The organism is Methylobacterium oryzae (genome assembly GCF_021398735.1).
In the GTDB taxonomy this organism is placed as follows: domain Bacteria; phylum Pseudomonadota; class Alphaproteobacteria; order Rhizobiales; family Beijerinckiaceae; genus Methylobacterium.
In genome coordinates this window covers 5,496,811-5,523,170 of record NZ_CP090349.1, presented here as the reverse complement: position 1 = coordinate 5,523,170, position 26,360 = coordinate 5,496,811, and the positions used below count along the sequence as shown (strand labels likewise).

The following is a 26,360-nucleotide window of genomic DNA, read 5'->3' as shown; positions in this document are numbered from 1 at the left end:
GGAGACCGCGCCATGAGCATCCTCATCGACGAGACCACCCCGATCATCGTCCAGGGCATCACGGGCGACAAGGGCACCTTCCACGCCAAGGAGATGCTGGATTACGGCACGAACGTCGTCGGCGGCGTCACCCCGGGCAAGGGCGGGCGCACCCATCTCGGCCTGCCGGTGTTCAACACCGTCAAGGAGGCGGTGGCGGCGACCGGCGCCACCACGTCGATCACCTTCGTGGCGCCCCCCTTCGCGGCGGACGCCATCATGGAGGCGGCCGATGCCGGCCTGCGGCTGGTCTGCTCGATCACCGACGGCATCCCGGCCCAGGACATGATGCGGGTGAAGCGCTACCTGTACCGCTACCCCAAAGAGAAGCGGACCATGGTGGTCGGCCCGAACTGCGCCGGCATCATCTCGCCCGGCAAGGCGATGCTCGGCATCATGCCCGGCCACATCTACCTTCCGGGCAATGTCGGGGTGATCTCCCGCTCCGGGACGCTGGGCTACGAGGCCGCCTCGCAACTCAAGGAACTCGGGCTCGGGATCTCGACCTCGGTGGGCATCGGCGGCGACCCGATCAACGGCTCGTCCTTCCTCGACCACCTCGCCCTATTCGAGACCGACCCGGACACCGACGCGGTCCTGATGATCGGCGAGATCGGCGGCCCGCAGGAGGCCGAGGCCTCGGCCTGGATCCGCGAGAACATGTCGAAGCCGGTAATCGGCTTCGTGGCCGGGCTGACCGCCCCGAAGGGGCGCCGCATGGGCCATGCCGGCGCGATCATCTCGGCGGCCGGCGACAGCGCCGCCGAGAAGGCCGAGATCATGCGCTCCTACGGGCTGACGGTGGCGCCGGATCCGGGCTCCTTCGGGCAGACGGTGGCCGACGTGCTGGCCCGGGCCGCGTAGCGCGGCCGGCCCGCCTTACGTCCCGGAACGCGGCGCGGGTCCTCTCTCCCGAGCGGGAGAGGGCGCGCGTCGCGCTGGGCACCGGCCGATGCGCGCCTCCCTCCCGGAGGTGACGGCGCATCGCGCTGAACATCCTCGAGAAAGACCGTGCGCCACGAGGTGGCTCCATGACCCGCACCCTTCACGCAACCCCCGGTCTCGTCGATGCCACGGCCTTCGCGCCGCCGGTGATCGTCGGCACGTCGTCGGAACAGGCGCTGGACATCCTGTTCCAGGCGCTGCTCGACGTCGCCCGCCGGCACGACCCCGACCTCGAGGCGGTCCTGCACGGGACGGCCGACATCTCGCGCTTCTCGCCGCAGATGCTGGCGCGCGCGCTGCAGGTGCAGGGCATCTGGTTCCAGCTGATCTCCATCGCCGAGCAGAACGCCGCGATGCGCCGACGCCGGCACGTGGAGCGCACGGAGGGGCGGGCCGCGCTCGGCGGCTCCTTCGCCAAGGTTTTTTCCGACGCGCGCAAACAGGGGGTGCCCCCTGAAAAAATCCAGGCGCTGCTCAGCGACCTGCGCATCCGCCCGACGCTCACCGCCCACCCGACCGAGGGCAAGCGGGTGACGGTGCTGGAGAAGTTCCGCCGGATCTACCTCGTCCTGCGCGAGCTGGAGATGCCGCGCTGGACCGACCGTGAGCGCAACGGGCTCATGAACGAGCTGCGCGACCAGATCGAGCTGGTCTGGATGACGGGCGAGCTGCACCTGGAGAAGGCGACCGTCGAGCGGGAGGTGGCCTGGGGGCTGCACTTCTTCGACGAGACCCTGTTCGAGATGCTGCCCGAGACCCTGGAGACCCTGCACGAGGCGCTGGCCGAGACCTATCCGGGCACCGAGTTCAGGGTGCCGCCGTTCTTCCAGTTCGGCTCCTGGATCGGCGGCGACCGGGACGGCAACCCCTACGTGACGGCGGCGGTCACCCGGCAGACCCTGCACCGCAACGCGCTCGCCTCGCTCACGCGCTACCGCGACGGCGTCCGCGAGCTGGGGCGGACCCTCTCGCTCACCGAGCGCTCGCTGCCGCTGCCCGAGAGCTTCCGCGCGGAGCTCGACCGGAATCTCGCCGAGAGCGGCCAGGCCCGCGCCATCACCCGGCGCAACCCGGGCGAGCCCTATAGGCAGTACCTGTCCTGCGTCCTGCGCAAGATCGAGGCGACGATCGCCCGCAACGAGGGCGAGCACCCGTCCGGCCCCGACTACGCGAGCGCGGACGGGCTCATCGAGGACCTGCGCACCCTGGAGCGCGGCCTGACCGAGGCCAAGTGCGGGGCACTGGCGCGGGATCTCGTGCGTCCGGTCCGGCGCATGGTCGAGATCTTCCGCTTCTCGACGGTCCGCCTCGACCTGCGCGAGAACACGACCCGGACCACCGACACGCTCCACGCCCTCTGGCGCCAGCGCAACGGCGACGGCGAGCCGCCGGCCCTCGGCTCGGCCGCGTGGCGCCAGTGGCTCGACACGGAGCTCGCCCGGCCGCGCGATCCCGAGCGGTCCTTCGAGGACTTGCCCGACGCCGCCCGCGAGACGCTGGCCACCTTCGCCCTCGTCGCCGAGATGCGCGAGGCCCTCGACCGCGAGGCGTTCGGCGCCTTCGTGCTGTCGATGACCCGCTCGGTGGAGGACGTGCTCGGCGCGTACCTGCTGGCCAAGGAAGCGGGGGTGTTCCTCGACGCCGCCGGGACGGAGATCTGCCCGCTGCCGATCGTGCCCCTGTTCGAGACCATCGACGACCTGCGCGCCGCCCCGGCGATCATGCGGGCGCTGCTCAACGTGCCGGTGGTCCGCCGCTCCACCCGCTGGCAGGGCGGCGTGCAGGAGGTGATGATCGGCTACTCCGACTCCAACAAGGACGGCGGCTTCGTCGCCGCCAACTGGGAGCTCTACAAGGCGCAGAGCAAGCTGACCCGGCTCGGCGAGGAGCTCGGCGTCGGGATCGCCTTCTTCCACGGGCGCGGCGGCTCGGTGAGCCGCGGCGGCGTGCCGACCCAGAAGGGCATCATGGCCCAGCCGCCGGGCTCCATCCGCGGTCGGTTCCGGACCACCGAGCAGGGCGAGGTCGTCTCGTTCAAGTACGCCAACCGCGGCACGGCCGCCTACCAGATGGAGCTGCTGGCGGCCTCGGTGTTCGAGCACGCGCTCGCCGGCGACGGCGAGCGGGTGGGCCCCGGCCACGACGACGCCCTCGAGGCGCTCGCCGGTGCCTCGCGGGCGGCCTACGTCCAGCTGCTCCAGACCGACGGCCTCGTCGACTACTTCCAGGCGGCGAGCCCGCTCGACGAGATCTCCCTTCTCAACATCGGCTCGCGTCCGGCCCGCCGCTTCGGCGCGCGCTCGCTCTCGGACCTCCGCGCGATCCCCTGGGTGTTCGCGTGGTCGCAGAACCGGCACGTGATCACCGGCTGGTACGGCGTCGGCTCGGGGCTGGCGAGCTTCATCGACGTGCGCGGCCGCGACGGCGAGGCGACCCTCAAGCGGCTGTTCAACGAGTCCCGCATCCTCCGCCTCGTCCTCGACGAGGTCGAGAAGACGCTGATGATGGTCGATCTCGACATCGCCCGCGCCTACGCGGGCCTCGTCCAGGACGCGGGCGTCCGGGACCGGATCTTCTCGATGATCGAGGCCGAGTACGCGCTCACCCGCGAGATGGTGCTGCGGGTGAGCGGCGGCACGGAGCTGGCCGAGCGCTTCCCCCTGTTTCGGGACCGCCTGAAGGGCCGGCTCCCGACGATCAACCAGGTCAGCCGCGAGCAGGTCGAGCTGCTCGCCCGCTACCGCGCGGAGACCGACGAGGACCGGCGCGAGGCGGTGAAGTCGGCCCTGCTCCTGTCCATCAACTGCATCGCGGTCGGCTTCGGGGCGACCGGATAGGGGAGGGTCCAGCGGGCTCCCTCTCCCGCGCGGGAGACGGGACCCGTGCCTCGATCCCGTACCGGGGACCCGGTCCATTCGTGCAGCCGCGCCCTGTCAGCGACCCACGCGCGCGCCATTTGCCGCCGATGAACGGGACCGCATCCCGCAACGGCACCAGAACCGTCACCAGGAGAGAGAACCCAAGATGAGCTTCACCCTGATCCAGCAGGCCAAGCCGCGCCTGCACCGCTCCGAACTCGCCGTGCCCGGCTCCAACCCGACCTTCATGGAGAAGTCGGCCTCCTCGGCGGCGGACGTGATCTTCCTCGATCTCGAGGACGCGGTCGCCCCGGACGACAAGGAGAAGGCCCGCACCAACATCATCCAGGCGCTGAACGACCTGGATTGGGGCAACAAGACCATGATGATCCGCATCAACGGTCTCGACACCCACTACATGTACCGCGACGTGGTCGACATCGTCGAAGCCTGCCCGCGGCTCGACATGGTGCTGATCCCCAAGGTCGGCGTGCCGGCCGACGTCTACGCCATCGACGTGCTGGTCACCCAGATCGAGCAGGCCAAGAAGCGCGAGAAGCAGATCGGCTTCGAGGTGCTGATCGAGACGGCCCTCGGCATGGCCAACGTCGAGGCGATCGCCCAGTCGTCGAAGCGGCTGGAGGCGATGTCCTTCGGCGTCGCCGACTACGCCGCCTCGACCCGCGCCCGATCCACCGTCATCGGCGGCGTGAACCCCGACTTCTCGGTGCTGACCGACAAGGACGAGTCCGGCAGCCGCCAGACCCACTGGCAGGACCCGTGGCTGTTCGCCCAGAACCGCATGCTGGTCGCCTGCCGCGCCTACGGACTGCGCCCGATCGACGGACCGTTCGGCGACTTCTCGGATCCGGACGGCTACCGCTCGGCGGCCCGCCGCTGCGCGGCCCTCGGCTTCGAGGGCAAGTGGGCGATCCACCCGAGCCAGATCGAGCTCGCCAACGAGGTGTTCACCCCCTCCGAGGCCGAGGTCACCAAGGCTCGGCGCATCCTCGAGGCCATGGAAGAGGCCGCCAAGGCCGGCCGCGGCGCCGTGTCCCTGGACGGCCGCCTCATCGACATCGCCTCGATCCGCATGGCCGAGGCGCTGATCGAGAAGGCGAACGCCATGAAGGGCTGAAGACGGCTCCGACGCGGGCGGATCCCAGCCCCCTGGCCGGGATCCGCCCTCCGCACGGCGAGGAACGTCTCGTCCTAGCGAGCGCAGCGAAGCAATCCAGGGTCGCGGCTACGGCGACATGCGTGTCGCTGCCGGGTTGCCTCGCTGCGCTCGCGAGGACGGCGGCGCCGCGTGGCCCGAAGTCCCGTCAGAACGGCTGATCGTCCGGTAGCCGCGCCGCTTCCATCTCGTCCGGCGTCGGGTCCCGGTGAACCACGATCCCGGTGGAGCGGTCCGCCGCGATCAGCCCGAGCCGGGCGAACCCGTCGAGCCAGCCGTCCATCGGCCAGATCCCGTGCCGGTCGTGGAAGCGCGCCGCGTTGGCGACGATGTCGCGGAAATGCTGCAGCGGCGGGTCGTAGCCCGGATGATGCTGGTGGTAGGCCCGGGGGCCGCCGAGGAACAGGATCGGCACGCCGGCCCGCTCGGCCCGGAAGGCGAGGTCGGTGTCCTCCGCGCCGTAGCCTGAGAAGGTCTCGTCGAAGCCGCCGAGGCGGTCATAGGTCGCGGCCCGCACCGCGAAGGCGAGGGACCAGAACAGGCCGGGCTGCGGCGCCGGCGCCACCGTGCCGGCGGGCGGGAAGGCCCGCACCGGGTGCGGCGCGCCGAGACGCGCCAGATCCGTCTCGCGCCACCCGTCCGCGACCGCGCCGGCCGGCAGGTAGCCGATCTCGCAGCAGATCAGGCCGTCCCGCTCGGCCACCGCCCGCGACAGGCCCGCGACGAGCCCCGCCGAGGGGATGCAGTCCACGTCGAGGAAGATCAGCGTGTCGGCACCGGCGGCCCGGCGCCCGGCATTGCGCGCCGCGGCGAGCGGCAGGCCGGCACGCGGGAACGGCACGCGCTCCACCGGGAAGGGCAGGGCCGGGTAGGGCGCCGCGTCGTCGCCGATCTCGACGACGACGCAGCGGTCGGGCGGGTCGCCGCGGCCGAGGCCTTCGAGCAGACGGGTCAGGTGCGCGCGCCGGCCCTTGTTGAGGGTGATGACCGCGACGCTCACGGGGCGGTTCCGGCGCGCAGGACGTCGATGCGGTACTTGTCCGTCCGCGCCTGACTCAGGACCTGTGCGAAGGGTGCCGACAGCCGGATGAAGCCCTCGGCGGCGCCGTCACCCGAGAGCGGGTAGTCGGTCTCGCCCAGCCAGTGCACCAGCACGATGTCGCCGCCGGGCGCGATCGTCGCGCCGGCCCGGCGCACGAGCGCGGCGAAATCCTCCGGGGCCAGGAAGTACAGGAACTCGGAGAGGACGATCAGGTCGAACCGCTCCTCGGGCCAGTCCGCCGGCATCGTGCCCTGCCGGATCTCGACGTGGGGGCGATCCGCGCAGCGCGCCCGGGCGTCCTCCAGGGCGGCCGGAACCAGATCCGTGGCGAGCAGACGCTCGCAGCGCTCGGACAGGGCGTGGGTGAAGACGCCGATGGAGCAGGCCGGCTCGAACGCGGCCCGGTAGCGCGCCTGCGGCAGGGCCGCCAGCGTCGCCGCGTACTTGTCGCGCTCGTAGGACGACGAGGTGAAGCGCCAGGGATCCGGGTCGCTGGCGTACATGCCGAGGAAGTAGTCTTCCGGCAGGGTCTTCGTCCGGCGGCTCATGCGGGGACCGCGACGAAGCGCTCGTAGGGGCCGCAGAGCCGGTCGATCATGGCAGGCTCGAGCCGGAAGCCCTGGGGATCGTCCGCGATCAGGTCGGTGGTCTGCGATTCGTGGGCGGCGACGGCGCGCGCCTTGGTCTCGCGATAGGCGGAGACGTCGAGGCGCAGGCCGGCGGGGCTCGGCCCGACCTCGGTCTCGGGCGGCAGGGTCCAGCCCCAGACGGGGTACTCGTAGACGCGGACCCCCGGCATCTGCGGCCGCGCGAGGGCGACGATCGCCGCGGCCGCCTTGTGGTCGCAGTGGGGATCGTGGCGCCACGTGACGAAGACCGCGCCGGCCCCGATCGCCGCGGCCGCGCGGGCGACCGCGGACGCGGCGGCCTCGGCCCCGGGGCCGTCGCTCGGGACGTGCGCGTCCGGGAGGCGCAGGAAGGTGACGGCCTCGGGCCCGAGGCCGAGGACCGCCACGGCCCGCCGGGTCTCCGCCTCGCGCAGGGCGCGCAGTTTCTCGGGCGGGTAGAGACGGGAATGCGTGTGCGACCCGCAGCCGTCGCTGACCACGACGAGATGCACGGGCCGTCCCGACGCCCGGGCGGCGGCGATCAGCCCGCCGCATCCGAGGCTCTCGTCGTCGGGATGGGGCGCGACCACCACGAGCCCCCGGCTCCCCAGGAGGGCGTCGAGGCTCGCCACGGGCAGCGCGTCGGCGGCGGCGAGGAAGGCGTCGGCGCGCATCAGCGGCCTCCGATCCGGTCGGAGGCCGACAAGACGAAGGCCAAGGGAAAGCGCCGGTCGCACCGCGACGGGCTGCTGACGGGATCGATCACGGGACGCTCCACGGACGGTGCGCGGGTTGTGGCGTCCCGGGTTGTCAGGCGCAGCGCATGAACGCGCCATGAGCGGCGCGTTCGGGCCGGCCGGCGGGTGTCAGCGATCGTTCTCGGTGGTGAGCGCGTCGGCGCGGGTGCCCTCGTCGACGCCCCGGCCCGCCGCGAGGTGGACGCCCGGCGTCGGCGCGTCGCGGAAGACCGCACCGGCGGCGCTGAGGGCGCTGCGCAGGGCCTCGACTTGGCCACTAGGCGCGTCGCTATAGCCGCCCTCGAAATCCCGCACGAATCGCTCGTCCAGGCCGACCTTGCCGGCGAGATCGGCCTCCGACCAGCCGAGCAGCCCGCGAGCCGCCCGCGACTGCGCCGGGGTCATGGCGAGCGCCCGGGTCCCGCTCTGCGCGCCCTCGTCCGATCCTGCCAAGGTGATCCTCCTGCTTCGCACTGATCAACAACGATCGCGGTCCCGGATCGTTTCCGGGCGGTCTTCGGCCGAGCGCGACCATAATTGTGCTGAAATCCTGTCGCATCCGGCAAGGCGCAAGGATTCGGAGCGGCCCACGCGAGGGGCCGGACCGCGCGGCCCGCGCGGCGCTTCCGGACCGGGATGACCTGCGCGCGGCGCGCGCGACATGGGGACTGGACGATGAGAGGGGTGCTGATCGCGAGCTTGGCCTGTGCCGTGCTGGCCATGGACCTGACCGCGGCGACGCAGGCGCAGGCGCAGATGGGCGGCTCGCCCACGGGCTTCGGCCGGGGCAACCGCCGGCCGGGCGGCGAGGAGGAGAAGAAGCCCCAGTACGTGCCGGGGACCAAGGCCAGCGAGAAGATGTTCCCGCTGGACTCGACCTGGACCGCCGTGAGCCTGAACGGCAAGCCGTTCACGGGCGGCGACCGGCCGAGCTTCATCATCGACAAGCAGTACCGCGCCCGCGGCTACGGCGGCTGCAACACCTTCGCGGCGACCGCCTTCCCGCTCAAGGAGCAGCACATCGCCGTCGGCCCGCTCGCGCTCACCAAGAAGAGCTGCGACAAGGGCCTCGCGGCCGCCGAGCAGGCGTTCTTCATCGCCCTGCGCACCTCGGCGGTGTGGGACATGGTCGGCTCGCAGCTCGTTCTGAAGAGCCCGAACGGCGAGCTGAAGTTCGACCGGGCCCTTTAAGGGCCGGTTCACCACGCCGAACGACGACGGCCGCCGATTCAGACGCTCTTGAGGGACGTCGGCGCTCACTCCTCCGGTATCGAGGAGTGCGCGGATGCCAGTCGGGATCGGGATCGGACGCGGGGATCCCCTGCGTCCCGCGGTGACGAGGACCGCGCGCTTCTCGGGACCCGAGGGCTTCCATCCGGGCGCCCTCTGGCTCGCCGCGGCGTCGCCGCTCCTGGCGACCCTCCTCCTCCTCGTCCGGCTCGCGGCCTGAGGGGGAGCCTGCGCCGACCGGTCCTAGCCTCAGCGGGTGCCGGTCGCGTCCGGCGCCCGCGAGGTCTCGGAGGCGCGGTGCGTCTCGGGCGAGGCCTCCGAGCGCAGCATCACGGGCGGGAACAGGGCCGCCAGACCCGCGGCCACGCCGTACAGGACGGGATCGGCGTTCGCTCCCGCTTCGGGCGGACGGAGATCGCTGGTCAGCTTCGTGCGCCGGCGGGCATCGCGCGCGTTCGCGAGCATCTGTCCGCGTCTCCGTTGTTAGCGTGTTCGAAACGGTCAATGCCGCGTTCCGCGTTTCGTTGCCGCGGACGTCCGATATTTCTCCCGGCCCTCGATCGCGGCCGATTCTCAGCCGCGGCGCCGGAGGATCGGCACGGACCGACCGTCCGGCAGCGGGCAGGCGGCCGGGACGACCTCGACGATCGACGCGCTCGGACAGCGCGCCCGGCAGCCCTCGGCCGCCGCGATCTGATCGCCGCCGCAGGCGTCGGCGAAGCAGAAGGTCCCGAGATCCTCGCACGTCGCCCGGAACCGGCCCAGCGCCGCCGGCCCCCGCAGGTCCGCGGCCCCGGCCCCCTGCGTCAGCAGGAGAAGCGTCAGACCGATCAGGGCCGGGAGGCGTGCCATCTCTGTCTCCGATCCGGGTCACGACCGCTTGCGGAGCCAGCCTAGCATTGGCAGCCTGGACGCGCCGTACCATTCCCGCGACACGTGCCGCGCGTCATCTGTCGCGATCCCGGCCGCGCCGCGCGGCCGATACCACCGCTCTTCCGTGAAAGGCCGCCATGCCGCTCTATGCCCTCGACGAGCACGTCCCCGACCTCGCCGACCCGGCCCGGGTCTGGATCGCGCCCGACGCGCAGGTGATCGGCCGGGTGCATCTCGGCCTCGATGTCGGCATCTGGTTCGGCGCGGCCCTGCGCGGCGACAACGAGCCGATCCGCATCGGCGACCGCACCAACGTCCAGGAAGGCGTGATCATGCACGTCGATCCCGGCTTCCCCCTCGTGATCGGGACCGACGTCACGATCGGGCACGGCGCGATCGTGCACGGCTGCACCATCGGGGACGGCAGCCTCGTCGGCATGGGGGCGACGGTTCTGAACGGGGCCCGGATCGGCCGCGGCTGCCTCGTCGGCGCCAACGCGCTGGTCACCGAGGGCAAGGAGTTCCCGGATCACAGCCTGATCGTCGGGGCGCCGGCCAAGGCCGTGCGCACCCTCGACGAGGCCGCGATCGAGGGTCTGCGGCAGGCCGCCCTGCGCTATGTGGAGAATGCCCGGCGCTACCGGGCCGGGCTGCGCCGCATCGACGGCTGACGGGTACGGGCCGCTCCCCGGAGGAGCGGCCGGAACACCCTTACTTCTTGGCCTTGCCGCGCTCGATCGCTTCCTCGATCAGCCGGTGGGCCTCCTCCTTGTCGCCCCAGCGGACGAACTTGACCCACTTGCCGGGCTCCAGATCCTTGTAGTGCTCGAAGAAGTGCTGGATCTGCTGGATCGTGATGTCGGGCAGGTCGGTGTAGTTCTCGACCCGGTCGTAGCGCTTGGTCAGGTGGCGCGAGGGCACCGCGATGATCTTCTCGTCCTCGCCGCCCTCGTCCTGCATCACCATCACGCCCACGGGACGCGCGCTGATGATCGCGCCCGGCAGCACGGCGCGGGTGTTGGCCACCAGCACGTCGCAGGGATCGCCGTCGCCCGACAGGGTGTGGGGGATGAAGCCGTAATTGCCCGGGTAGAACATCGGCGTGTACAGGAACCGGTCGACGACCAGCGCACCGGATTCCTTGTCCATCTCGTACTTGATCGGCTCGCCGCCGAGCGGCACCTCGACGATCACGTTGACGTCGTGCGGCGGCTTCTTGCCGAGCGGGATGGCGTCGATCTTCATGGCCTGTCGCTTCCGGAATGCGGTCTCGTCCGCTTCCCGGATCTCTTAGAGGCGCCGCCTGGCAAAGCAAATCAGTCGATGGTACGGCCCGGCAACGAGCGCTGGAAAACGTTAGCCGAAGAGAAACCCGACCTTCGGGAGCGGGAGGCCCGCCACGCGGTCCAGCACCCGCGGGCCGGCGACGCCGCCGAGCCCCTCGTAGAAGGCGCTCGCGCGGGCGTTGTCCTCCAGGCTCCACACGCCGAGCCGCGCGAAGCCGTGATCCGCGAGGTCGTTGCGCACCGCCCGGAACAGGCGGCGGCCCAGGCCGACGCCCTGGTACTCCGGCAGCAGGTAGAGTTCGTCAATCTCCGCCTCGGTGCCGAGGGACCGGCTGCGCGTTCGCCCGTAGGCCGCGTAGCCGACGACGAGTTCGCCCGTCTCGACCACCGCGATCGGCCGGCCGCGGCGCAGGGCGCCCCGCCACCACGCCCGGTCCCGGGTCGAGATCAGCCGCTCCAGGGCGACGCCCGGGATGATGCCGCGATAGGCCTCGCGCCACGACGCGTCGAACACCTTGGACAAGCCGCCGAGGTCGGCCTCGCGGGCCCGGCGGATGCTCGTGGTGCGCGTGCTCATGGGCCTCGGGCCTCCCATCGTCCGACCGGCGGATAACTCGCGCGGTCCGCGCAGGTTCGATGCCGATCCGGGCGGAGTGAAGGCAAGAACGGCGCCGGATCGCGTCGGTGTGGTCGACCGCGTGCCGGTCGGGGGCCGGGCCCGCGAATTGCCGGGCCGCCGGGTGGCTGGTAGAGCCCGGGCTCGTTCCCTCGGCAGCCTGGCCTTGTTCAACCGCTTCCTCAAGCCCGAGACGCGCTACGCGCGCCGCATGGCCCGGATCGCCCGCTTCGAGCGGCCGATCGCCGGCCCCGGCGACCGGCTGATGGCCTGGGCCAGCATGCTGCTGATGGACCACGGCGTGTTCCGCCTCGCCTACCTCAACCGGCACCGGGTCGGCACCGGCGCCGTCTGGCGCTCGGCCCAGCCCGGTCCCCACCAACTCGCCCGCTTCCGGGCCGAGGGCGTGCGGACGATCATCTCCCTGCGCGGCGGGCGCGAGCACGGGTCCTGGCCGCTGCAGCGCGAGGCCTGCGAGCGCCACGGCCTCAAGCTCGTCGAGTTCGTGCTCCGCTCGCGGGAGGCGCCGGACCGCGCCACCATCCTCGGCGCCAAGGCGTTCTTCGCCGGCATCGAGTACCCGGCCGTGATGCACTGCAAGTCCGGCGCCGACCGGGCCGGCCTCGCCTCGGCCCTGTACCTGATCCTGCACGAGGGCCGCCCGGTGGCCGAGGCCGCCCGGCAGCTCTCCGCCCGCTACGGCCATCTCCGCTTCGCCAAGACCGGGATCCTCGACGCGTTCTTCGCCCGCTACCGCGTCGAGGGCGAGGCGCAGGGCCTCGACTTCCTGACCTGGGTCGAGACCGTCTACGATCCCGAGGCGCTCAAGCGGGATTTCCGGCCGGGCTTCTGGTCGGATCTGGCCGCCGACCGCATCCTGCGGCGGGAGTGAGGATCACTCCGCGGGCGGCCGCGCCGCCTCGCGGAACGGGTGGGCCGGGTAGGTCCCGATCACCCGCAGCTCGCGCGAGAAGAAGCCGAGCTCGTCCAGCGCGCGGCGGAGGCCCGTATCCTCCGGATGGCCGTCGACCTCGGCGTAGAACTGCGTGGCGGTGAACTCGCCGTCGACCATGTAGCTCTCGAGCTTCGACATGTTGACGCCGTTGGTCGCGAAGCCGCCGAGCGCCTTGTAGAGGGCGGCCGGGATGTTGCGGACGCGGAACACGAAGCTCGTCACGCAGGGCTCGGCGCCCTGGGCGACCGGCTCGGGCTCGGGGGAGAACACCACGAACCGGGTGGTGTTGTGCGCCTCGTCCTCGACGTCGCGCTCGAGGATGTCCAGGCCGTAGACCTCGGCGGCGAGAGCGGGCGCCAGGGCCGCCCGGCTCGGGTCGCCGATCTCGGCGATCTCGCGGGCCGCCCCGGCGGTGTCGCCGGCGACCACGGCCTTCAGGCCCAGCCGGCGGATTATGCGGCGGCACTGGCCCAGCGCGTGGACGTGGCTGTGGACGCTCCTCAGCGCCTCGAGCTTCGTGCCCGGCAGGACCATCAGCTGGAAGTGGATCGGCAGGAAGTGCTCGGCCACGATGTGCAGCGGCGAGATCGGGATCAGGTGGTGGATGTCGGCGACGCGGCCCGCGATCGAGTTCTCGATCGGGATCATCGCCCGCTGCGCGCGCCCCTCCGTCACCGCCGCGAAGGCGTCCTCGAAGGTCGGGCAGGGCAGCGGCGTCCAGTCCGGGTAGGCCTCCGCGCAGATGATGTGCGAGTTGGCCCCGGGCTCACCCTGGTAGGCGATGGTGCGGTCGGTCATGGCGGCGCGGATTCGTTCGTCGGGTCAGTTCAGGCGCCGACCCTGCAGCAGGGCGCGGGCCCGTTCCAGGTCGGCGGGGGTGTCGACGCCCAGCGGCAGGTCGTCGACGATGGCGGCATCGATGCGCATGCCGGCCTCGAGGGCCCGCAGCTGCTCCAGCTTCTCCCGCACCTCCAGCTCGCCGGGCGGCAGGGCCACGAACCGGCTGAGCGCCGTGCGCCGGTAGGCGTACAGGCCGATATGGTGCCAGAGGGGCCCGTCGCCCCAGGGCGCGCGGGCGCGGGTGAAGTAGAGGGCGCGCAGGCGCCCGGGACCGACCGCGTGGCCGACGAGCTTGACCACGTTGGGGTTGTCGGCCTCGTGCGGATCGGTGATCGGCGCGCAGAGGGTGACGATGTCGACGGTGCGGTCGGCGAGCGGCGCGACGGAGGCGCCGATGATCGCCGGGTCGATGGTCGGCAGGTCACCCTGCACGTTGACGACCACGTCGTGGCGGCCCTCCGGATCGACGATCTCCAGGGCCTCGGCGAGGCGATCGGAGCCCGACGGGTGGTCGGCCCGGGTCATCACCGCGAGGCCGCCCGCGGCCTCGACCGTGCGGGCGATCTCCGCCGTGTCGGTGGCGACCACCACCGGGCCGATCCCGGCCTCGACGGCCCGGCGCCAGACATGGACGATCATGGCCTCGCCGGCGATGTCGGCCAGCGGCTTGTTCGGCAGGCGGGTCGCGGCGAGGCGCGCCGGGATCAGGACCAGGGGATCGGACATCGAGATTCGGATCCGGATGCGCGGATCGAGCGGCCGCGACGGGAGGCGGCCGGCTGCTTAACAGGCCGGCCCCTGGTTGTCGTCCCCCGGGAACGGGCCTGCGGAAACGGGCCGGGCCGCGGTGGAGAAAAGGTGCCACCCGGTGACAAGCTGGACAATTCAGTGGAACAATCCTGCGCCGGAGCGACGCGGAACGCCCCTGCGGCATTGTCAGGAGCCGCCCGGAACCGCTAAGGCAACCTCGAAATCTTCCAATGTCCGGTGTCCGAGCCCGCTCGCCCGTGTCAGGCGCGCGTTCGGCACGGCCGAGTTGCGAGAAGAGCATGAACTCGTTCGAGGTGAACAAGGTCCTGGGTGCGGTCCTCGGCGCCCTTCTGTTCGCGGCCGGATCGGGTTTCGTCGCCGAATTGATCTACCACCCGAAGCCGGCGGGCAATGCCGGCTACGACTTGCCCGAGCCGCAGCCCGAGGCCGCCTCCGCGGCGCCCGAGGCCAAGGTCGAGCCGATCGCCGTCCGCCTCGCGAGCGCCAATGCCGAGAAGGGCGAGGCCGGCACCAAGGCCTGTCACGCCTGCCACAGCTTCGAGAAGGGCGGCCCGAACAAGGTCGGCCCCGACCTGTACGGCATCGTCGAGCGGCCGAAGGGCGCGCATGCGGGCTTCGACTACTCGGCGGCCATGAAGGAGAAGGGCGGCACCTGGACCTACGCCGACCTCGACGAGTTCCTGACGAACCCGAAGGCCTACGTGAAGGGCACCAAGATGGCCTACGCGGGCATCGCTGCGCCGCAGGAGCGGGCCAACGTCATCGCCTACCTGCGGACGCTAGCCGAATCGCCGAAGCCGCTGCCGGCCGTCGAGAAGACCGACGCCGCGCCGGCGGCCGCGCCCGCCGCGGCCAAGCCCGAGGACAAGCCCGCCGCCGACAAGCCGTCCGCCGACAAGCCCGCCGCCAACAAGGCGTCCGAGGGTAAGGACAGCCCGGCCAAGCCCGCCGATACCGGCACCGCCAAGCCGGTCGAGGCGAAGTCGCCCGGCAGCCCGCGGACGACCGGCGAGTCGAGCGACCGCAACGCGCCGGCTCCCCCGGCCAGCGCCCATGACAGCGACCAGCAGGGTCAGCCCTCGAGCCTGATCCCCGCCGAGCCGACCGCGCCGACGGCGCCGGCCGCCAAGGAGCCGGCCGCGAAGGCCAATCCCGAGGCCGTCGAGCGGGCGAAGGATCTGGAGGTCGGCGGCCCGACCAAGGATCTGAACGCGCCGCTGCCGACCCCGCAGCCGCTGCCGAAGGAGTAGGCGGCACGGCCGGGTGCGGGGCCGGGCACGGTCCCGCCCCTCGCGTGCCTGGCGCGTTCCGCCGGCATGGCTCCGGGCGTGACCCTTGCTCTAAGGCGGCTGCGCCCCGGCATCCGGCCGGATCGAGAACCGCGTAGGGCCCCTTGACTGATCGACGTCCCGCCGTGCCGGAGCGCCGGGCCCCCCTGCCGCTCCTCGTCGCCGTGACCATGACCGGGACGGTGGCGCTTCACATTTTCGTGCCGGCGCTGGCGGCGGCGGCCGTCGACCTCGGCACCAACGCCGCCGGCGCGCAGCTGACGATCACCGTCTACCTGATCGGGCTCGCGGGCGGTCAGCTCCTCTACGGGCCGCTCTCGGACCGGTACGGGCGGCGCCCGATCCTGATCGGGGGACTCGGCCTCTACCTCGCCGGCCTGCTGCTCGCGATCCCCGCGCCGAATATCGGGGTCCTGCTCGTCGCCCGCGTCCTGCAATCCCTCGGCGCCTGCGGCTCGCTGGTGATCGGCCGGGCGATGGTCCGCGACGTCTCGACCCGCGAGGACGCCGCCCGGAAGCTCGCGATCCTCACCACCGCGATGACGCTCACGCCCGCGCTGGCCCCGGCGATCGGCGGCGTGGTGAACGAGGCCTTCGGCTGGCGCGCGGTGTTCGTGGTGCTGGCCGGCCTCGTCGCCGTGCTGGGCGCGCTCGTGGTCTTCACCCTGCCCGAGACCAACCGCCACAAGGTGGCGCTGCCGGGCTTCGTCGCCGTCCTGTCCGGCTACCTGCGGCTGGTGCGGGTCCCGGTGTTCCGGGCCTACCTGGTGGCGGGGGCCTGCGGCGGCACCAGCCTGTACGCGTTCCTGGCGGTGGCGCCGTTCCTCCTCGTGGACCGGCTCGGGCGCTCCTCGCAGGAGGTGGGCTTCGACTGCCTGATCGTCGTGTTCGGCATGGTCGGCGGCGCCGTCCTGGCGAGCCGGCTCGCCGCCCGGGTGCCGATCCGCAAGGCGGCGCGGAGCGGCAATCTCCTCTGTATCGGGGCGGCGCTGTCGCTGCTGGTCGTGGACCGCACCGGCATGCTCGGCGTGGTCAGCCTGATCGTGCCGCTCTTCGCCTACGCGGTGGGCGTCGGTCTGCTCAGCCCCAACGCGGTGGCGGGGCTGATGAACGTCGACCCGCACGCCGCCGGGTCGGCCTCCAGCCTCTACGGCTTCACCCAGATGACGTTCGGGGCGCTGTTCACGGCCGCCGCCTCCGCTTGGCCGGCGACCTCGGCGACGCCGGTGGCGCTGGCGCTGCTCGCGGCCGGGCTGATCGCCGCGCTGGCGCTCCGGCGGGCCTGAACGGGGTTTCGAACGGTCGAGCGCCGGCCCCGGCGGCGCTCGCTGCTCGGCGGAGCCGTCGGCCCCCTCCGTCATCGCGAGCGCAGCGAAGCGACCCAGGTCCAGCGCGCCCTCCGTAAGTGTGGCGCTACTGGATTGCTTCGCTTCGCTCGCAATGACGGCGGCTGCGTGTGGATTGAGCTGAGCCATTCACGCGCATGCAGAAGACCAGCCCGGTGCGGATCGAAATCACCGTCAGAGAGCTGAGGCACGCCCGCCGGGCCCCGTTTCAGGTCCTGACCGCCTCGATCGGGCCCGTCACGCCCGCACGGAACTCCTCGGCCAGTTCCAGCCACAGCAGGCGCGCCGGGTCGACCGGCCCCGGCAGGGTCAGGCGCCCGGGCGGAACCGGTGTGAACCCGAAGCGGGCGTAGTAGGGCGCGTCGCCGACGAGGATCACCAGACCCTCGCCCGCCCGCCGCGCCCCCTCGATCGCCGCGCGGGTCAGGGTGCCGCCGATGCCGCGGCCCTCGAAGCTCGGATCGACCGCCAGGGGGCCGAGCATCACGAAGGGCGTCGCCCCGGTCCGCACCGGACCCATCCGGACCGAGCCGACGAGGAAGCTGCCGACCGAGGCGGTGATGCCGAGGTCGATCCGCTCGGCCGCGCCCTCGCGGAGGCGGTAGGCGGTGCGGGCGAAGCGGCCGGGACCGAAGGCCCGGGCGTGGAGGCGCTCGATGGCGGGGGCATCCTCCGGCCGCTCCGGCCGGATGACGAGGGACAGATCGGTCACGGGGTACTCGCGGGTCGGACGGGCGCCGCGTAGCAGCGCCGGGCCGGACCCGCAAACCGTCGCGCTACTCGGCGGCGGCCAGGGCGGGCCGCGCGCCGCCCTGCGTCAGCCTCAGGAAGCCCAGGGCCGCGAGCCAGATCACCGCGCCGCAGGCGGAGGCGGCGCCGAGGACCAGCGCGAAGCCGCCGCGGTCGTGCAGGAGGGCGATCGCCGGCACCACGAAGCCGCTCGCCGTGAAGCCGACGAAGTAGCGCACGCTGTAGGCGCGGGCCCGGTAGGCGGGCGGCACGTAGCGGGCGATCATCGCGTCGTTGATCACCACCTGCCCGTAGATCGCCGTCATGGCGAGGACGAGCCCGGCGAGCAGCGGCAGGCCGGTGGAGACGGCCGCGATCCCGAGCCCCAGCGGCTGCAGCACCGACAGGGCCACGAACAGGGACGGCAGGCTGTAGCGGTCGATCAGCCGGCCCATGGCGAGCTGCATCAGCGCGCCGAACAGGAAGACGCCGGTGGCGATCGAGCCGGTCAGCGCCAGGGGCAGCGCCTGCCCGACGCCCTCGTCGATCACCTTGGGCAGGCTGATCGTCGTCAGGTTGAAGGTCAGGCCGCCCGCGAAGATCGACAGGGCGAACATCGCCATGAGCGCCCAGGGCCGGGTGACGGGGATCACCGCCGCGCCGCCGGCCTTCCTCCCCGCGGCGTCGCCGTCCCCCGGGACCAGGGCCACGAAGGCGGCCCCGCAGGCGAGGCAGACGAGGCCGGGAACGATGAAGGCCGCGCGCCAGCTGACCGTGGCGGCGAGCAGCGCGGTCAGGCCGGAGGCCGAGGCCGCGCCGAGATTGCCCCAGACGCCGTTGATGCCGAGATCGTGCCCGAGCCGGCGCGCATGGGTGACCAGCATGGCGGAGCCGACCGGGTGGTAGATCGCCGAGGCGAGCCCGAGGACGCAGAGCCAGAGGGCGAAGCCCAGCGGCGTCGAGGCGCTCGCCACGCCCAGGCAGGACAGGCCGTAGCCGAAGAAGAACACCGCCAGCATGTTGCGCCGCCCGAAGCGGTCGGCCAGCGAGCCCATCGGCAGCGAGCACAGACCGAAGGCCACGAAGGCGCCGGTGGCGAGCCCGATCAGCTCGCCGTAGCCGAGCCCGGTCTGGGCTGCGATGGCGATGACCGCGGTCGGGTAGATCAGCAGCACGAAATGGTCGAGGGCGTGCGCGACGTTGACGAAGCGCAGGGTGCGGCGGGACAGCGTGTCCGAATCCATCGCGGCGTATCCTCCGGGACGGCACCCTGATAGCCTGACCCGATGGCGGTATTGGGCCGGATATGTACGCGAACGGGCCAATGTTGACGGAGGCGCGCGGCGCCGTCGGGCGGTCGACCGAGGCGGCCGACTATCAGGACGTGCCGCGCCCGGTCGCGGTGATGCCCAAGACCTACGCGGCCGGGATGCACCTCGCCCGGCACTTCCATCCCCGCGCGCAGCTGCTCTACGCCACGTCCGGGCTGATGATGGCGTTCGCGGAGGACGGCACCTGGGTGGTTCCCGAGGGGCACGCCCTCTGGATCCCGCCGCTTCTGCCGCACGCGGTCGCGACCCACGGCGCGGTCGCGATGTGCTCGGCCTATCTCGATCCGGCCGCGGTCCGGTCCTTCCCGGCGAGCTGCCGGGTGATCGCGGTGTCGCGGCTCCTCGCCGCCGCGCTCACCGCGCTGGCGGAGGAGCCGGTGCTCTACGCAGAGGCGGGTCGCGGCGGCCACCTCGCCGCCCTGGTGCTCGACGAGATCGGCCGGGCCCCGGCGACGCCGCTCGCGCTGCCGCTCCCCCGGGACCCGCGCCTGCGCCGCGTCTGCCTCGCGCTGATCGAGAATCCGGCCTCGGAGGCCGATCTCGACGCCTGGGCCGACCGTGCCGGGGCGAGCCGGCGCACGCTCACGCGCGGGTTCCGCGCGGAGACCGGTCTCAGCTTCGGCGACTGGCGGGCGAGAGCCCGCGTGATCCGGGCGCTGGCGCTGGCGGCCGAGGGGCGGCCGCCCCGGGCGGTCGCGGCGGCCGTGGGCTACCGGAGCGCGCAGGCGCTGCGCACGACCGTGGCGCGGGTGCTCGGCGCCGCGCGTCCGCTCCGCGGCGGGACGCCCTGAGCGCCGCCTAGGCTGCCTGTCGGGGCTCCTCGAAGAGCTCGTCGGCCGGGCCGAAGAACTCGAACTTCACCCGCTCGGCCGGGACGCCGCGGCGCAGCAGGCCGGTGGCGAGATCCCGCAGGAACGGCTTGGGACCGCACAGGTAGTAGGTCGCGCGGTCGTGCGGCGTGTGTTCCGCGAGCCAGTCCGCCGTGATCAGGCCCTGGACGTCGTAGTGCTCACCCGGCCGGTCCGCGGCTTCGGGCTCCGCGTAGAACGTCACGAGCGTCGCGGCGCGGGCCCGCGCCGCGAGCGCCCGGGCGTGGTCGCGCAGGGCGTGGACGCGGCCGAACAGGGCGCCGTGGACGTACCAGGTCGGCCGGTCCGGGCTGTCCGCCGCGATGGTCTCGAGCATGCTGATCATCGGGGTCAGCCCGACGCCGCCGCTGACCAGCACCACGGGCGCGTCACTTTCGGTGTCGAGGCTGAAGTCGCCCGCCGGTGCGGCGACCTTCAGCACGGTGCCGGGCCGCGCGTGGTCGTGCAGCCAGTTCGAGGCAATCCCGGCCGGACGGCCCGGCGCCGCCTCGCGCTTGACGGTGATGCGGTAGGCCCGGTCGCTCGGCGCGCAGGACACCGAGTAGTTCCGCTTCAGCACACCGCGGCCCGGCAGGTCCAGGAGGAAGCCGAGATACTGGCCCGGCCGATGCCGCAGCACCGGGCCACCGTCGGCCGGCACGAGGACGAAGGAGCGGATCGTCTCGCTCTCCTGGGTCACGCTGTCGACCACGAAGTCGCGCCAGCCGTTCCAGCCGCCCGGCTTGGAGGCATGGTCGCGGTAGATCGCGGCCTCCCGGCCGATCAGCAGTTCCGCCAGGAACCAGTAAGCCTCCCCCCAGGCCGTGGCGATCTCCGGCGTGGCGGCCTCGCCGAGGACATCCCCGATCGCGCCGAGGAGGGCGTCGGCCACGTGCGGGTAGTGCTCCGGCAGGATGTTCAGGGCGACGTGCTTCTGCGCGATGCGCTCGACCGCGCCCGCCAGGACGCCGAGATTGTCGATGTTGCGGGCGTAGGCGAGCACGGCCTGGGCCAGGGCCTTCGGCTGAGAGCCGGTCTCGCCGTGATGGGACTGGTTGAAGAGGTCGCGTATCTCAGCGTTCTCGAAGAGGCGCTCGTACATGCGCTTGGTGATGGTGAGGCCGTGGGCCTCCAGGGCCGGCACGGTGGCCTTGATGAGAGCGACGGTGGCGGGGGAGAGGGGCGCGGGCATGGCACAGCTCAAAAGGTGCATACGACATGCTTCTTTTAGCGCCCCCTCGAAAAGATGCAAGGGAAATACATCTTATAGGGACGAAGCCTGTTCGCCTGCCAGCGGTGGTGCCGGTCCGCGGCTGCGCGTACGGACTCGGACCGCGGCGGATATCGCATCGCCCCACGGCAGGGATCGTCTTCTGGAGTTGAGATGCGCCTGACCCGCTACACAGATTACGCGTTGCGCACGCTGATCTACGTCGGGCTCCACGAGCCCGAGCAGAGTTCGATCGCCGGGATCGCGCGCGCCTACGGCATCTCGGAGAACCACCTGACCAAGGTGGTCCACCAGCTGGGACGGCTCGGCCTGATCCGGACGATCCGCGGGCGGGGCGGCGGCCTTCGGCTGGCGAAGCCGCCGGAGGAGATCGTCGTCGGTGCAGTGGTGCGCCAGACCGAGGACGACCTGGCGCTGGTCGAGTGTTTCGGCGGCGGCGCCTGCGCCATCACGGCCCCGTGCCGGCTCCGGCGGGTGCTGGGCGAGGCCCTGGCGGCGTTCCTCGCCGTCCTCGACCGCTACACCCTGGCGGACCTCCTCGGCGCGCCGGACGGCGACGCCATCGCGGCGCTGCTGGGCCTGGCCGGCCCCCCGCGCGACGAGCCGCCGGTGCCGGCCGGCGCCGCGAGCCTCCCGGAGGCCTGAGGCTCCGCGCGTCGCGCGGTCAGGTCGCCCGCGCCGAGAAATCGATCCGCGGGTCGATCCAGACGTAGATCAGGTCGGACAGCAGGTTCACCGCGAGCCCGAGCAGCGAGAAGATGTAGAGCGTGGCGAACACCACCGGATAGTCGCGCCCGACGATCGCCCGGAACGACAGCTCGCCCAGGCCGTCGAGGGAGAAGATCGTCTCGATGAGCAGCGAGCCGGTGAAGAAGGCCGAGATGAAGGCACCGGGGAAGCCCGCGATCACGATCAGCATGGCGTTGCGGAAGACGTGCCCGTAGAGCACGCGCCGCTCGGACAGCCCCTTCATCCGCGCGGTCAGCACGTACTGCTTGCGGATCTCGTCGAGGAACGAGTTCTTGGTCAGCAGGGTCGAGGTGGCGAAGGCGCCGATCACCAGAGCGGTCAGCGGCAGCACCATGTGCCACGCGTAGTCGGTCACCTTGTGCCAGGGCGAGAAGCTCTCCCAGCCCTCGCTGGTCAGGCCGCGCAGCGGGAACCACTGGTAGAACGAGCCGCCGGCGAACAGGATGATGAGCATCAGCCCGAACATGAAGCCCGGGATCGCGTAGCCGATGATCACCACGAAGGAGGTCGCGCGGTCGAAGCGCGTGCCGTCCGCCACGGCCTTGCGGATCCCGAGCGGGATCGAGATCGCGTAGGACAGCAGCGTCATCCACAGGCCCAGCGAGATCGAGACCGGCAGCCGCTCCTTGATCAGCTGGATGACCGTGACGTCGCGGAAGTAGCTGCGGCCGAAATCGAACCGGACGTAGTCCCAGAGCATCTTGGCGAAGCGCTCGGGCGCCGGCTTGTCGAAGCCGAACTGCTTCTCGAGCTTGGCGATGAATTCCGGGCTCAACCCCTGGGCGCCGCGGTAGCGGGAACTGGCGTCGCCGCCGCCCGACGGCCGGCTGGCGCCGCCGAGGTCGCCCGAGCCGCCGGTGATGCGGGACATGGCCCCGTCGCGCTGGCCCTGGAGCTGCGACAGCACCCGCTCCACCGGTCCGCCGGGGGCGAACTGCACGATGGTGAAGGTGATCAGCATGATCCCGAACAGGGTCGGGATCATCAGGCCGATGCGGCGCAGGATGTAGGCGAGCATGGCGTCAGTCCCGCCCGATCCGCTTGGCCTTGTCGGCGTCGAACCACCACGTCCCGGGGGCGCCGAGATCGTATTTCGGCGGCGTCGCCGGGCGGCCGTACACGTCCCAGAGGGCGAGGCGATGGGTCGAGGCGTACCACATCGGCACCCAGTAGCGCCCGGCCCGCAGGACCCGGTCCAGGGCCCGGCAGGCGGTGGTCAGGTCCGCCCGCGACGTCGCGTCGGCGACGGCGGTGAGCAGCGCGTCGATCGCCGGGCTCGCGATCCCCGACAGGTTGTTGGAGCCCGCGGTCCCGGCGGAGCGGGACCCGTAGGTCTCGCGCAGCTCCGCGCCGGGGGTGAGCCCGCTGCTGTAGCGGCGCGGCGTGACGTCGAAGTCGAAATCCTTCAGCCGCGCCTGGTACTGAGACGGGTCGACCGTGCGCAGGCTCGCCTTGATGCCGAGCAGCCCCAGGTTGCGGATGAAGGGCTGCGTGACCGCCTGGAAGACCGGATCCTCGTCGAGGAACTCGAGGGTCAGGGGCTGGCCGCCGGGCAGCAGCAGGTTGCCGCCCTGGCGGGTGCAGCCGGCCTCCCGCAGGAGCGCGTCGGCGCGCTTCAGCAGCGCCCGGTCCTGGCCCGACCCGTCGGAGACCGGCGGCGCCCAGGCCTCGCCGAACACCTCGGGCGGCAAGTCCTTGAACGGCTCCAGCAGGGCGAGCTCCTGGGCCGAGGGCTTGCCGGTCGCCTTGAGGTCGGAATTCTCGAAGAACGAGGCCGTGCGCGCGTAGGCGCCGTACATCAGGTTGCGGTTCGACCACTCGAAATCGAAGCACAGGCCGATCGCCTCGCGCACCCGCGGGTCGCGGAACGCGGCGCGGCGGGTGTTGATCCACCAGCCCTGCGTGCCGCTCGGCCGCGCGTCCGGCACCGTCTCGCGGACCACGCGGCCCTCGGTCATCGCCGGGAAGTCGTAGCCGGTCGCCCAGACCCGGGCGGTGAACTCCTCGCGGAACGTGAAGGCACCGCTCTTGAACGCCTCGAACGCCACGGTGCGGTCGCGGAAATACTCGTAGCGGATCGCGTCGAAGTTGTTCTGGCCGACATTCACCGGCAGCTCGGCGGCCCAGTAATCCGGGACGCGCTCCAGGCCGATGGACCGGCCCGGATCGACGGTGCCGACCCGGTAGGGACCGGAGCCGAGCGGCGCCTCCAGGGTCGAGGCCTCGAAGTCCCGGCCGGCGTAGTAGGCGGCGGAGAAGAGCGGCAGCTGCGCGACGAACAGCGGCAGGTCCCGGGCGCGGCCCGGCTCGAAGGTCACCACGAGCCGCCCGTCGCCCTCGGCCCGGGCGTCGGTCATGGGCCGGATCACCTCGGCGATCTCGGGGTGGCCCTTGTCGCGCAGGAGCTTGAGGCTGAAGGCCGCGTCCCGCGCGGTCAGCGGCGAGCCGTCGTGGAACCGCGCCTGCGGGCGCAGCGCGAAGGTGTAGGTCAGGCCGTCCGGGCTGACCGTGACGGCGCGCGCCACCAGCCCGTAGAGGGCGTCCGGCTCGTCGAGGGCGCGGACCATCAGGCTGTCGAAGGTCAGGGGCATGCCGGCGGCCCCGTCGCCGCGCAGCACGTAGACGTTGAGCGTGTTGAAGGTGTTGAGCGACTGGTTGCCGGTCGTCGCGGCGAGCTGCGCCGAGAAGCGCCCGCCGCGGGGCGCCATCGGGTTCACGTAGTCGAAATGCGCGAAGTCCGGGCCGTATTTGAGCTCGCCGAAGCTGGACAGGCCGTGGCGCTCCTGCGCGTCAACCGCCCGGGCGGGGCGCCACGGCGGCATCGCCGCGAGCGCGCCGGCCCCGAGGACCAGCCCGCGCCGGGTCGGCATCCCGGGACCGCCCGTCAACGGGGCGCCCCGGTCTTGGCGGCGAGCGTCTCGTCGTACCACCACGTCGTCGGGAAGCCGGAGCTGGCGTAGAGCGGCAGGATCGCCGGGTGGCCGAACCGGTTCCAGCGCAGCGTCCGCTGCTGGTCGGAGGACCATTGCGGGACGACGTAGTCGTGGGCGAGGAGCACCCGGTCGAGGGCGCGCGTCGCCGCGACCACGGTGTGGCGGTCCTTGGCGAAGATGACCTTCTCGATCAGGGCGTCGATGCCGGGATCCTTGATCCCGATCAGGTTGCGCGAGCCCGGCTTGTCGGCCGCCGCCGAGCCCCAGTACTCGCGCTGCTCGTTGCCCGGCGAGAGCGACTCGCCCCACGACGCCGTGGTGACGTCGAAGTCGAAGTTGCGGATGCGGTTCTGGTACTGCGCCTGGTCGATGACCCGCAGGGTGGCGTCGATGCCGATCAGCTTCAGCTGCGCCGAGAACGGCAGGATGACCCGCTCGAAGGTGTTCTGGAACTCCAGGAACTCGACGGTCAGCGGCTCGCCGGTCGCCTTGCTGACCATCTTGCCGCCGCGCAGCTCGTAGCCGGCCTCGCGCAGCAGGCCGACGGCCTCGCGCAGGTTCCTGCGCACCGCCTCGGGGCCGTCGTTGACAGGGTTGGCGTAGGGGGTGGTGAAGACCGAGGCCGGGACCTTGTCCCTGACGCTCTCGAGGATCGCCTTCTCCTCGCCCTCCGGCAGGCCGGAGGAGGCCAGCTCCGAGCCGAAGAAGTAGGAGTTGATGCGCTTGTACAGGCCGTAGAACAGCGCCTTGTTCATCTCCTCGTAGTTCATCGCGAGATTGAAGGCCCGGCGCACGCGCGGGTCCCTGAACTTGTCCCGGCGCGTGTTGAACGCGAAGGCCTGCATGATGCCCATGCCGCGCTCGGGGAACGCCTCCTTGATCAGGCGGCCCTCCTTCACGGCGGGGAAATCCTCGTAGGCGGTCGCCCAGTTCCGGGCGATGTTCTCGACCCGGAAATCGTAGAGATCGCCCTTCAGCGCCTCGACCAGCACGGTGCCGTCGCGGAAGTACTCGTAGCGCTCGGTGTCGAAGTTGTAGCGCCCGGCATTCACCGGCAGGTCCTTGCCCCAGTAATCGGGCACGCGGGTGTAGGTGGTGGTGCGGCCCGCCTCGAATTTCGCGAGCCGATAGGGGCCCGAGCCCAGCGGCGGCTCCAGGGTCGTCTCGGTGACGCTGCGCGCCTTGCCGTTGGAATCCTTGGCGGTCCACCAGTGCTTGGGCAGGACGCGCAGCTGCCCGATCACCTGCGGCAGCTCGCGGTTGCCGGTCTCCGTGAAGGTGAAGGTCACCTCGTGCGGCCCGGTCACCTCGGCCTTGGCCACCGTCTGGTAGTAGGCGGCGTAGAACGGGCTGTTGGCCTTCAGCACGTCGAAGGACCAGACCACGTCCTCGGGCGTGATCGGCTTGCCGTCGTGCCAGCGGGCGTTCTCGCGCAGCCGGTACGAGACGGAGCCGAGATCGGGGGCGATCCGCACCGCCTCGGCGAGCAGGCCGTAGGAGGTGAACGGCTCGTCCGACGACTCGGTCATCAGCGGATCGTAGATCTGCTGGATGCCGTTCTCGAGGTCGCCCTTCAGGCCGGCGACGACGATGTTGAAATTGTCGAACCCGCCCTGGGCCCCGAACCGGACCATGCCGCCCTTGGGGGCTGCCGGGTCGGCGTAGTCGAAATGCTTGAAGTCCGGGCCGTATTTCGGCTGGCCCATCAGCGTGATCGCGTGGGTCCACTGGCCGTTGGCGGCCGGCAGGGTGGCCGGCACGGTGGGCGGCGTCGACGGCATCGCGGCCGGTTCCTGCGCAAGGGCCGGGGCGAGCTGGAGGCAGGCGACGAGGAGTGTCGCGGCGAGGAGGCGTCCAGTCACGGTCTGCGCTGTCACGGGCAGGCTGTCTCCGTTGGTTCGAGCCCGCGCCGGACGCGGACTCTCT

27 protein-coding genes are annotated in these 26,360 nt (G+C 71.9%); 11 read left to right on the top strand and 16 right to left on the bottom strand.

Features of this window, described 5'->3' with window-relative positions; genetic code table 11:
• Positions 1-12: 12 nt before the first annotated feature.
• The 3 genes from sucD to LXM90_RS26345 all read left to right on the top strand — a co-directional run bounded on the left by sucD (position 13) and on the right by LXM90_RS26345 (position 4,980).
• Positions 13-903: a succinate--CoA ligase subunit alpha gene (gene sucD, locus LXM90_RS26355; RefSeq protein WP_010687110.1), complete on the top strand. Its 891-nt coding sequence runs from the start codon at positions 13-15 to the stop codon at positions 901-903.
• A 167-nt stretch (positions 904-1,070) separates the two neighbouring features.
• Positions 1,071-3,821, top strand: a complete 2,751-nt coding sequence (locus tag LXM90_RS26350) for a phosphoenolpyruvate carboxylase (RefSeq protein ID WP_020092652.1) — start codon at positions 1,071-1,073, stop codon at positions 3,819-3,821.
• Between the two features lie 187 nt (positions 3,822-4,008).
• Positions 4,009-4,980: an HpcH/HpaI aldolase/citrate lyase family protein gene (locus LXM90_RS26345; protein ID WP_012320599.1), complete on the top strand. Its 972-nt coding sequence runs from the start codon at positions 4,009-4,011 to the stop codon at positions 4,978-4,980.
• Positions 4,981-5,167: 187 nt separating this feature from the next.
• Here the strand turns inward: LXM90_RS26345 and LXM90_RS26340 are convergent, their stop codons facing one another.
• The 4 genes from LXM90_RS26340 to LXM90_RS26325 form a co-directional block, all read right to left on the bottom strand.
• A complete protein-coding gene (locus LXM90_RS26340) occupies positions 5,168-6,019 on the bottom strand; it encodes a glycosyltransferase family 2 protein (protein WP_020092651.1) in 852 nt (283 codons plus the stop codon).
• On the bottom strand, positions 6,016-6,609 hold the full coding sequence (locus LXM90_RS26335) for a class I SAM-dependent methyltransferase (RefSeq protein WP_020092650.1): 594 nt from the start codon (positions 6,607-6,609) through the stop codon (positions 6,016-6,018). Before LXM90_RS26335 ends, LXM90_RS26340 begins: the two co-directional genes overlap by 4 nt.
• Positions 6,606-7,343 carry a PIG-L deacetylase family protein gene (locus LXM90_RS26330; protein WP_020092649.1) on the bottom strand — a complete coding sequence of 246 codons (738 nt, stop codon included), beginning with the start codon at positions 7,341-7,343 and terminating at the stop codon, positions 6,606-6,608. The genes LXM90_RS26335 and LXM90_RS26330 overlap by 4 nt, the downstream gene beginning before the upstream one ends.
• Positions 7,344-7,535: 192 nt before the next feature.
• On the bottom strand, positions 7,536-7,859 hold the full coding sequence (locus LXM90_RS26325) for an XRE family transcriptional regulator (RefSeq protein ID WP_020092648.1): 324 nt from the start codon (positions 7,857-7,859) through the stop codon (positions 7,536-7,538).
• A gap of 222 nt (positions 7,860-8,081) precedes the next feature.
• Here LXM90_RS26325 and LXM90_RS26320 point away from each other — a divergent pair, with 222 nt between their 5' ends.
• Entirely contained in the window at positions 8,082-8,597 is a 516-nt protein-coding gene (locus LXM90_RS26320; RefSeq protein WP_026604848.1) for an META domain-containing protein, read from the top strand.
• A 94-nt stretch (positions 8,598-8,691) separates the two neighbouring features.
• The gene (locus LXM90_RS26315) at positions 8,692-8,856 is read left to right on the top strand and encodes a hypothetical protein (RefSeq protein ID WP_020092646.1); all 165 of its coding nucleotides are present in this window, start codon (positions 8,692-8,694) and stop codon (positions 8,854-8,856) included.
• 29 nt (positions 8,857-8,885) lie between these two features.
• Here the strand turns inward: LXM90_RS26315 and LXM90_RS26310 are convergent, their stop codons facing one another.
• Positions 8,886-9,101, bottom strand: a complete 216-nt coding sequence (locus LXM90_RS26310; protein ID WP_020092645.1) for a hypothetical protein — start codon at positions 9,099-9,101, stop codon at positions 8,886-8,888.
• Between the two features lie 108 nt (positions 9,102-9,209).
• Positions 9,210-9,488, bottom strand: coding sequence for a hypothetical protein (locus LXM90_RS26305; RefSeq protein WP_020092644.1), 279 nt, complete (start codon positions 9,486-9,488; stop codon positions 9,210-9,212).
• A 158-nt stretch (positions 9,489-9,646) separates the two neighbouring features.
• On the opposite strand from LXM90_RS26305, the gene LXM90_RS26300 reads away from it, so the two are divergent.
• Positions 9,647-10,180 (top strand): gamma carbonic anhydrase family protein, encoded by a 534-nt coding sequence (locus LXM90_RS26300; protein ID WP_020092643.1) that lies wholly within the window; start codon positions 9,647-9,649, stop codon positions 10,178-10,180.
• A 40-nt stretch (positions 10,181-10,220) separates the two neighbouring features.
• Here the strand turns inward: LXM90_RS26300 and ppa are convergent, their stop codons facing one another.
• Positions 10,221-10,754, bottom strand: coding sequence for an inorganic diphosphatase (gene ppa, locus LXM90_RS26295; RefSeq protein WP_020092642.1), 534 nt, complete (start codon positions 10,752-10,754; stop codon positions 10,221-10,223).
• 111 nt (positions 10,755-10,865) lie between these two features.
• A complete protein-coding gene (locus LXM90_RS26290) occupies positions 10,866-11,372 on the bottom strand; it encodes a GNAT family N-acetyltransferase (protein WP_020092641.1) in 507 nt (168 codons plus the stop codon).
• A gap of 205 nt (positions 11,373-11,577) precedes the next feature.
• Between LXM90_RS26290 and LXM90_RS26285 the strand changes: the two genes are divergently transcribed.
• Positions 11,578-12,303: a tyrosine-protein phosphatase gene (locus LXM90_RS26285; protein WP_020092640.1), complete on the top strand. Its 726-nt coding sequence runs from the start codon at positions 11,578-11,580 to the stop codon at positions 12,301-12,303.
• Positions 12,304-12,306: 3 nt separating this feature from the next.
• Here LXM90_RS26285 and LXM90_RS26280 read toward each other — a convergent pair whose 3' ends face one another.
• Both LXM90_RS26280 and LXM90_RS26275 read right to left on the bottom strand, forming a co-directional pair.
• Entirely contained in the window at positions 12,307-13,164 is an 858-nt protein-coding gene (locus LXM90_RS26280) for a prephenate dehydratase (protein WP_020092639.1), read from the bottom strand.
• Positions 13,165-13,188: 24 nt separating this feature from the next.
• On the bottom strand, positions 13,189-13,932 hold the full coding sequence (locus LXM90_RS26275) for a 3-deoxy-manno-octulosonate cytidylyltransferase (RefSeq protein ID WP_020092638.1): 744 nt from the start codon (positions 13,930-13,932) through the stop codon (positions 13,189-13,191).
• 323 nt (positions 13,933-14,255) lie between these two features.
• On the opposite strand from LXM90_RS26275, the gene LXM90_RS26270 reads away from it, so the two are divergent.
• Together LXM90_RS26270 and LXM90_RS26265 are read left to right on the top strand one after the other, a co-directional pair.
• Positions 14,256-15,227, top strand: a complete 972-nt coding sequence (locus tag LXM90_RS26270; protein ID WP_020092637.1) for a c-type cytochrome — start codon at positions 14,256-14,258, stop codon at positions 15,225-15,227.
• A gap of 164 nt (positions 15,228-15,391) precedes the next feature.
• The gene (locus tag LXM90_RS26265; RefSeq protein ID WP_020092636.1) at positions 15,392-16,552 is read left to right on the top strand and encodes a multidrug effflux MFS transporter; all 1,161 of its coding nucleotides are present in this window, start codon (positions 15,392-15,394) and stop codon (positions 16,550-16,552) included.
• Positions 16,553-16,820: 268 nt separating this feature from the next.
• On the opposite strand, the gene LXM90_RS26260 is transcribed toward LXM90_RS26265, so the two are convergent.
• Together LXM90_RS26260 and LXM90_RS26255 are read right to left on the bottom strand one after the other, a co-directional pair.
• Entirely contained in the window at positions 16,821-17,324 is a 504-nt protein-coding gene (locus tag LXM90_RS26260; RefSeq protein ID WP_020092635.1) for a GNAT family N-acetyltransferase, read from the bottom strand.
• A 64-nt stretch (positions 17,325-17,388) separates the two neighbouring features.
• Positions 17,389-18,585, bottom strand: coding sequence for an MFS transporter (locus LXM90_RS26255; protein WP_103984962.1), 1,197 nt, complete (start codon positions 18,583-18,585; stop codon positions 17,389-17,391).
• 80 nt (positions 18,586-18,665) lie between these two features.
• Between LXM90_RS26255 and LXM90_RS26250 the strand changes: the two genes are divergently transcribed.
• Positions 18,666-19,463: an AraC family transcriptional regulator gene (locus LXM90_RS26250; protein ID WP_020092633.1), complete on the top strand. Its 798-nt coding sequence runs from the start codon at positions 18,666-18,668 to the stop codon at positions 19,461-19,463.
• A 7-nt stretch (positions 19,464-19,470) separates the two neighbouring features.
• Here LXM90_RS26250 and hmpA read toward each other — a convergent pair whose 3' ends face one another.
• A complete protein-coding gene (hmpA, locus tag LXM90_RS26245; protein WP_020092632.1) occupies positions 19,471-20,712 on the bottom strand; it encodes an NO-inducible flavohemoprotein in 1,242 nt (413 codons plus the stop codon).
• Positions 20,713-20,904: 192 nt separating this feature from the next.
• Between hmpA and LXM90_RS26240 the strand changes: the two genes are divergently transcribed.
• Positions 20,905-21,396 carry an Rrf2 family transcriptional regulator gene (locus tag LXM90_RS26240; protein WP_020092631.1) on the top strand — a complete coding sequence of 164 codons (492 nt, stop codon included), beginning with the start codon at positions 20,905-20,907 and terminating at the stop codon, positions 21,394-21,396.
• 19 nt (positions 21,397-21,415) lie between these two features.
• Here the strand turns inward: LXM90_RS26240 and LXM90_RS26235 are convergent, their stop codons facing one another.
• The 3 genes from LXM90_RS26235 to LXM90_RS26225 are packed head-to-tail and all read right to left on the bottom strand — an operon-like array spanning position 21,416 to position 26,311.
• Positions 21,416-22,519 (bottom strand): microcin C ABC transporter permease YejB, encoded by a 1,104-nt coding sequence (locus tag LXM90_RS26235; RefSeq protein WP_020092630.1) that lies wholly within the window; start codon positions 22,517-22,519, stop codon positions 21,416-21,418.
• A gap of 4 nt (positions 22,520-22,523) precedes the next feature.
• A complete protein-coding gene (locus LXM90_RS26230; protein WP_020092629.1) occupies positions 22,524-24,371 on the bottom strand; it encodes an extracellular solute-binding protein in 1,848 nt (615 codons plus the stop codon).
• Positions 24,372-24,385: 14 nt separating this feature from the next.
• Positions 24,386-26,311, bottom strand: coding sequence for an extracellular solute-binding protein (locus tag LXM90_RS26225; protein ID WP_020092628.1), 1,926 nt, complete (start codon positions 26,309-26,311; stop codon positions 24,386-24,388).
• Positions 26,312-26,360 lie beyond the last annotated feature (49 nt).

What these genes read in the sequence shown, in the direction of transcription:
- sucD (WP_010687110.1), top strand. Translation starts at nt 13, where the DNA reads ATGAGCATCCTCATCGACGAGACCACCCCGATCATCGTCCAGGGCATC.
- LXM90_RS26350 (WP_020092652.1), top strand. Translation starts at nt 1,071, where the DNA reads ATGACCCGCACCCTTCACGCAACCCCCGGTCTCGTCGATGCCACGGCC.
- LXM90_RS26345 (WP_012320599.1), top strand. Translation starts at nt 4,009, where the DNA reads ATGAGCTTCACCCTGATCCAGCAGGCCAAGCCGCGCCTGCACCGCTCC.
- LXM90_RS26335 (WP_020092650.1), bottom strand. Translation starts at nt 6,609, where the DNA reads ATGAGCCGCCGGACGAAGACCCTGCCGGAAGACTACTTCCTCGGCATG.
- LXM90_RS26330 (WP_020092649.1), bottom strand. Translation starts at nt 7,343, where the DNA reads ATGCGCGCCGACGCCTTCCTCGCCGCCGCCGACGCGCTGCCCGTGGCG.
- LXM90_RS26320 (WP_026604848.1), top strand. Translation starts at nt 8,082, where the DNA reads ATGAGAGGGGTGCTGATCGCGAGCTTGGCCTGTGCCGTGCTGGCCATG.
- LXM90_RS26315 (WP_020092646.1), top strand. Translation starts at nt 8,692, where the DNA reads ATGCCAGTCGGGATCGGGATCGGACGCGGGGATCCCCTGCGTCCCGCG.
- LXM90_RS26310 (WP_020092645.1), bottom strand. Translation starts at nt 9,101, where the DNA reads ATGCTCGCGAACGCGCGCGATGCCCGCCGGCGCACGAAGCTGACCAGC.
- LXM90_RS26305 (WP_020092644.1), bottom strand. Translation starts at nt 9,488, where the DNA reads ATGGCACGCCTCCCGGCCCTGATCGGTCTGACGCTTCTCCTGCTGACG.
- LXM90_RS26300 (WP_020092643.1), top strand. Translation starts at nt 9,647, where the DNA reads ATGCCGCTCTATGCCCTCGACGAGCACGTCCCCGACCTCGCCGACCCG.
- ppa (WP_020092642.1), bottom strand. Translation starts at nt 10,754, where the DNA reads ATGAAGATCGACGCCATCCCGCTCGGCAAGAAGCCGCCGCACGACGTC.
- LXM90_RS26290 (WP_020092641.1), bottom strand. Translation starts at nt 11,372, where the DNA reads ATGAGCACGCGCACCACGAGCATCCGCCGGGCCCGCGAGGCCGACCTC.
- LXM90_RS26280 (WP_020092639.1), bottom strand. Translation starts at nt 13,164, where the DNA reads ATGACCGACCGCACCATCGCCTACCAGGGTGAGCCCGGGGCCAACTCG.
- LXM90_RS26275 (WP_020092638.1), bottom strand. Translation starts at nt 13,932, where the DNA reads ATGTCCGATCCCCTGGTCCTGATCCCGGCGCGCCTCGCCGCGACCCGC.
- LXM90_RS26270 (WP_020092637.1), top strand. Translation starts at nt 14,256, where the DNA reads ATGAACTCGTTCGAGGTGAACAAGGTCCTGGGTGCGGTCCTCGGCGCC.
- LXM90_RS26255 (WP_103984962.1), bottom strand. Translation starts at nt 18,585, where the DNA reads ATGGATTCGGACACGCTGTCCCGCCGCACCCTGCGCTTCGTCAACGTC.
- LXM90_RS26250 (WP_020092633.1), top strand. Translation starts at nt 18,666, where the DNA reads ATGTTGACGGAGGCGCGCGGCGCCGTCGGGCGGTCGACCGAGGCGGCC.
- hmpA (WP_020092632.1), bottom strand. Translation starts at nt 20,712, where the DNA reads ATGCCCGCGCCCCTCTCCCCCGCCACCGTCGCTCTCATCAAGGCCACC.
- LXM90_RS26240 (WP_020092631.1), top strand. Translation starts at nt 20,905, where the DNA reads ATGCGCCTGACCCGCTACACAGATTACGCGTTGCGCACGCTGATCTAC.
- LXM90_RS26235 (WP_020092630.1), bottom strand. Translation starts at nt 22,519, where the DNA reads ATGCTCGCCTACATCCTGCGCCGCATCGGCCTGATGATCCCGACCCTG.
- LXM90_RS26230 (WP_020092629.1), bottom strand. Translation starts at nt 24,371, where the DNA reads ATGCCGACCCGGCGCGGGCTGGTCCTCGGGGCCGGCGCGCTCGCGGCG.